Origin of the sequence: Thiohalocapsa sp., from assembly GCF_019695415.1 — a bacterium.
Lineage (GTDB): Bacteria > Pseudomonadota > Gammaproteobacteria > Chromatiales > Chromatiaceae > Thiohalocapsa.
On the sequence record NZ_JAIFKJ010000190.1, the window covers coordinates 1 to 5,663 of the forward strand.

Below are 5,663 nucleotides of genomic sequence, written 5' to 3' on the forward strand. Positions count from 1 at the left end.
CTATAGGCAGTATGAACTTTTTGATATCGTCCACCAGCGTCTCCTCCGTTCACGCGATTTAGTTCGGCTGCGCGGGTCCGGTGTGCCCGTGCTCGCGGTGGTGGGCTGCGACAGATCCGGGCGACCGTTGTCATGGCTCGCCTGCCCCCGCTTGGACTTGTTCATGAGCTGGTCCAGCGGCAGGTACATCAGGCTGTCGCCGCCGGGCACGTCCAGCAGCACCGTGTTGTTAGCCCCGAGCACGTTCTCGATGGTCTCCAGATACAGCCGCTCACGGGTGACTTCCGGTGCCTTCCCGTACTCGTTGAGTACGGCGGTGAAGCGCGAGGTCTGGCCCTCGGCCTCAGCAATGACTCGGTCGCGGTAGGCCTTTGCGTCGGCGAGGGCGCGGGCCGCCTCGCCGCGCGCCTGTGGCAGGATCTCGTTTGCATAAGCCTCTGCCTGGTTTTCTAGGCGCTCCTTGTCCTCACGTGCCTTGATGGCGTCGTCAAAGGCCTCTTTGACAGGCTCCGGCGGCTTTGCGGGCTGCATGTTCACAGAGGTGACCAGCAGGCCGGTCTTGTACTCGTTCATCAGGTTCTGTACGCGCTCCTGGATCATCGCCGCAACGGCGCTGCGCCCCTCGGTGAGTATGAAGTCCAGCTTGCTGCCGCCGATGGTCTTGCGTACGACGGTCTCGGTGGCATCACGCAGGGTCTTCTCGGGCGTCTGGTCCTGAAACAGATAGTTGGCCGCATCTTGAATGCGCGACTGCACCGTCAGCTCCACGTCAACGATGTTCTCGTCCTTGGTCAGCATGGCTGCCTTATGGCTGAAGGATGAAATCTCATCCACGTTCACGAGCTGCACGGTTTCGATGGGATAGGGAATGTGCCAGTGCGGGCCGGGTTCGGTGGTTTTCGCGTAAGCACCGAAGCGCATCACGACTCCGCGCTCTGCCGGGTCGACGATGTAGATGCCAGTGAAAAGCCAAATGACGACCAGCACCGCTGCGATGATGCCGATGGTACGTTTGCTGATGTCGGCGCCACCTCCGCCACCGCCAGCGCCACCTCCTCGGCCGCCACCCAGGAAGCCACTGACGCGCTCCTGCAGCTTACGCACGATTTCATCGAGATCGGGCGGGCCGGAATTGTTGGGACCGCTGCCCCAGGGGTCTTTGCCGCCGCCTCCGGGCTCGTTCCAGGCCATAGTCTCTCCGCAACTTCAGTCGGTGTGGGTGATTGGGTGTGGGCCTTATTGGCGTCCCGTCATCTCGCCGGAACGAGGGCAGGTGCCGGCCGGTGCCGATGATATCAAGACGTTGGGTCGTTTCTGCGCCGCCCGACCGCAGGCCGCTGTGCTCGCCCGGGCGCCGGCGCTGTCCGAGTGCCCCGGACGTGCTGAGTCAAACTGGTTAATGCAGCGTAGCCGTCGGGAGGGATGCCGTCGACCCGGCGGTCCGCGCCGGCGCCGCGATGGCGCAGATGCGACGGCTCCGGCTATCCTTGCCCTGCTCGACCCGCTGCCAACGCGCTTGCGGCATACTGATTTCCATCTCCCAGCCCCCGAGCTCGGTAGCGCAGTCTTGCTCGACTCTGGCATGCCGATACAGCCACGCCCGCAGGGCGCCGTCCTCTGGTCCGAGCAGCAGGCGCTGGTGCACGGTGGCGCTGCGCAGCTGGTCAGCGATGGCCGCAAGGAGCAGATCCATGCCTTCTCCTGTGACAGCGGACAGCCAGACCCGTTCAACTCGCCCCGTCGCATCGCGATCCACCCGCGGCGCGGGATCGACTCCGGTGCCGTTTAAGGTGTCGATCTTGTTGTAGACCATCATCCTTGGGATCTCGTCGGCGCCGATCTCCGCCAGAACTGATTCGACGTCTTGAATGTGCCGTGCCCGCTCCAGCGGGTTGGCATCCACAACGTGCAGCAGCAAGTCCGCGGAGCGCGTCTCCTCCAGCGTCGCGCGAAAAGCTGCCACCAGCTCATGTGGGAGCTCGCTGATGAAGCCGACGGTGTCGGCGAGAACCGCATCCGGCCCGCCCGGTAGCGGCAGCCGCCGCAAGGTCGGGTCCAACGTCGCGAAGAGCTGGTCGGCCTGCAGCACGCGCGCTGCCGTGAGCCGGTTGAATAGTGTCGACTTGCCGACGTTCGTGTAGCCCACGAGCGCCACCGTCGGAACTTCCCGCCGCTCGCGGGCACGGCGACCCTGGCTACGCTGCACCTCGATGCGCGCAAGACGGTCCTTCAGCACGGCGATGCGCTTGCCGAGCAGCCGGCGGTCCGTTTCCAGCTGGGTCTCGCCGGGACCGCGCAGTCCGATGCCGCCTTTCTGGCGCTCCAGGTGGGTCCAGCCCCGCACAAGACGGGTGGACAGATGGCGCAGCTGTGCCAGCTCCACCTGGAGCTTACCCTCGAAGGAGCGCGCCCGCTGCGCGAAGATATCGAGGATGAGACCGCTTCGGTCCACTACCCGGCATTGCAGCAGGCGCTCGAGGTTGCGCTCCTGGGCAGGGCTCAGGGCATGGTCGACAATGACGAGCTCCGCCTCCGTGGCCGCCACGAGCGACTTGAGCTCGTCGGCCTTGCCGGTGCCGATGAAGTACTTGGGATCCGGCGCCGCGCGCGTGCCGCCGACGAAGCCGACCGCCTCGGCGCCGGCAGCGGCGGCGAGCTGCTCCAGCTCGTCGCGCGCGTCGCAACGCAGGTCGGCGCCGACGGCCAGTTGCACGAGCACCGCCCGCTCGCCGGATGCTGGACGCTCAAACACAGTCTGTCGGGCGCCTTGCACCGTCGGCGGGCGCTGCCGTCCGCGCTGATCGGCCGTGCCGACGGTGAGAGGACCGGGCCACTGCATCTGCAAGGAGGCAGGCGGCCGCCTGCGGCAGCCGTAGCCCAGTACGGCGTGCGCGCGGGCGCGATGAATTCGCGCGGGAGAAGGTTGCAGGGATCAGCTGTTCCCCTCCTCCGACTCGGGCTCCTGCGCGGGTGGCAGCTTGACGTTGCGAGCGGGCACTACCGTGGAGATTGCGTGCTTGTAGATCATCTGGCTGACGTTGTTCTTCAGCAGGACGACAAACTGGTCGAAGGACTCGATCTGGCCCTGAAGCTTGATGCCGTTCACCAGAAAGATCGACACGGGAATCCGCTCTTTGCGCAACGCGTTCAAAAAAGGGTCTTGCAGGCTCTGGCCCTTGGACATTGTTCTTGCTCCATATTGTGTCGCACCGGTCGGTTGTTCCGCAGCCGGTGTGCTGGGGGTAGCGGATGCATCAAGATTAGGAAAATAGCATATTCGCCCGGCCAGCGACCTCGGAAAAGCGCAACGCTTGGCAGCTGCTTACGGCCCTCGCTCCAAACTTTGCTCCACGAGGGCCAGGGCGCTCTGCAGCGGCGCGTCATCGTCCCAGAGCCAGTGGCACCCGCCCTCGCTGCGCAGCCAGGTGTATTGCCGTTTTGCGAGCTGGCGCGTTGCAGCGACGGCACGCTGACGCAGCTCAGCTGCGTCGGAGTTTCCGGCGAGATATGCCCAGGCTTGGCGGTAGCCCACACAGCGCATGGACGGCAGGTCGGGCCGCAGGTCGCCGCGGTCCATCAGGGCGCGTACCTCGTCCAGGAAGCCTGCCGCGAGCATGGCGTCGAAGCGCGCCTCGATGCGCTGGTGCAGCACCGCGCGCTCCCGCGGGGAGCGAACGAGCTTGAGGGTCGGCAGCCCGAGACCGATCCCGTCGGTCTGCCAAAGGGCGGTCATGGGCCGACCGCTCGCCAAATAGACCTCCAACGCCCGCTGTACGCGCTGCGGATCGTGCGGATGGATGCGCGCCGCAGCCACCGGGTCCACTTCCGCCAGCCGAGCATGCAGGCCGACGGGGCCAAGCGCCTCGGCCTGCGCCCGCACACGCGCGCGCAGCGCAGCGTCCGCCTGCGGCAGCGGTGACAGGCCGTGCAGCAGCGCACGAAAATAGAGCATCGTGCCGCCCACCAGCAGCGGCAGCCGGCCCCGGGCACGGATGTCGTCGATGGCGGCACGGGCTTCTGCACAAAAGCGCGCAGCCGAGTAAGCCTCGGCCGGATCGCAAATGTCCACCAGACAGTGCGGATAGCGTGCCAGGAGCGTCGGCGAGGGCTTGGCGGTACCGATGTCCATACCGCGGTACACCAGCGCCGAGTCGACGCTCACGATATCGCAGGGGATGCGCGCCGCCAGGGCCTCCACCAACGCGATGGCGAGGTCAGTCTTGCCCGAGGCCGTGGGGCCCATCACCAGCACCACAGGCGGCCCATTGTCGGCCCGTGCGTGCGCAAGTGCGGCGGCGCCCTTGGTAGCAGCCGACATTCAGCGTCCGCGCAAGAACAGCGCGTCCAGCTCCCGCTGTGTGAGCCGCGTCCAGGTGGGGCGTCCATGATTGCACTGATCGGCTCGCTCCGTGCGCTCCATGTCGCGCAGCAATGCGTTCATCTCCGCCAAGGTCAGGCGGCGGTTGGCACGCACCGCACCATGGCAGGCCATGGTGGCGAGGAGACCATCCACCGCGGCCTCGATGCGCTCACTACTGCCGTGGGTCCTCAGGTCAGACAGCACATCCCGCAGCAGTTGCTCAGCATCCGCGTCCGCCAGGAGCGCCGGGAGCTCGCGCACCACCAGCTGGGTTTCCCCGAGGCGGCCCACCACCAGCCCCAGACGTTCCATGAGGCTGGCTTGGGCCTCGGCGAGATCCGCCTCCGCGCGACTGACATGGACGGTGACGGGCATAAGCAAGGGCTGTCGCACCAGATCGCGGCTGTGGACCCCGCGCTTGAGACGCTCGTAGCCGATGCGCTCATGGGCGGCATGCATGTCCACGATGATCAGCCCGTCTGCGCTCTCGGCCAGGATGTAGATGCCGTTCAGCTGACCAAGGGCAAAGCCCAGCGGCGGTGCGTCGGTGTCTGCAGGCGCCGGCGCCGCCGGCTCCGCCGCAGGCGTAGGCTGCTGGAAGGTAAGTCCGGCCACCGCTGGCGGGCCACCCAAGTGGCTGCTGACGGACTGCTTAGGCCAATAACCGGGGCTGCCGTCGGCGATGCCGAGCGGCAAGGGGCGCGGCGCCGGCGTGGGCGCCGCTGCGCGCCCATTAACAGCCTTCGGGGTTGCGGTCTCAGGATCCGCGGCAGCCTCCGTGACCGTTGATGACCCACCCCGGCGTCCATCGGCCAGCCGCCGATGCAGCGAGCGGAAAATGAAGTCGTGCACCTGGCGCGACTCGCGGAAGCGTACTTCGTGCTTGGCGGGATGGACATTCACGTCCACCTGCTGCGGCGGCAGCTGCAGAAACAACAGGAAGGCCGGGTGGCGGGTGTGGTGCAAAACGTCCCGATAGGCCTGGCGTACAGCATGCGTCACGAGCTTGTCGCGCACCAGGCGACCATTGACGTAGAAGAACTGCATGTCGCCCTGGCTACGGTCGAAGGCCGGGCTCGCCACCAGTCCATGCAGCCTGAGCCCGACGGCTGTCTCCTCGAGCTCGAGGGCATGGGCGACGAAGTCCTCGCCGAGCAGTCGCCGCAGCCTGTGCCGATCCAGGGCCTGCTCTGCCGCTGGGAGCTCCAGCGCTACCCTGCCATTGTGGACCAGCCGCAACGATAGGTCGGCGCGCAGCAGCGCGAAGCGTGTGAGGAGCTGATAGACGTGGCCGAGTTCGGTC

General features: G+C 66.6%; 5 protein-coding genes. All 5 read right to left on the minus strand.

Translation table 11 applies throughout. The annotated features are described in order from the left end of the window. Complete coding sequence (hflK, locus tag I6U14_RS05315; protein WP_296897484.1) at positions 1-1,191, minus strand: FtsH protease activity modulator HflK; 1,191 nt, start codon at positions 1,189-1,191, stop codon at positions 1-3. A gap of 205 nt (positions 1,192-1,396) precedes the next feature. Further along, positions 1,397-2,752, minus strand: a complete 1,356-nt coding sequence (hflX, locus tag I6U14_RS05320) for a ribosome rescue GTPase HflX (protein WP_296897486.1) — start codon at positions 2,750-2,752, stop codon at positions 1,397-1,399. 180 nt (positions 2,753-2,932) lie between these two features. Next, positions 2,933-3,184, minus strand: coding sequence for an RNA chaperone Hfq (hfq, locus tag I6U14_RS05325; RefSeq protein WP_296897488.1), 252 nt, complete (start codon positions 3,182-3,184; stop codon positions 2,933-2,935). A 138-nt stretch (positions 3,185-3,322) separates the two neighbouring features. Then, positions 3,323-4,318, minus strand: coding sequence for a tRNA (adenosine(37)-N6)-dimethylallyltransferase MiaA (gene miaA / locus I6U14_RS05330; RefSeq protein ID WP_296897490.1), 996 nt, complete (start codon positions 4,316-4,318; stop codon positions 3,323-3,325). Further along, the coding region (gene mutL, locus I6U14_RS05335; protein WP_296897492.1) for a DNA mismatch repair endonuclease MutL at positions 4,319-5,663 on the minus strand (1,345 nt) is incomplete at its 5' end.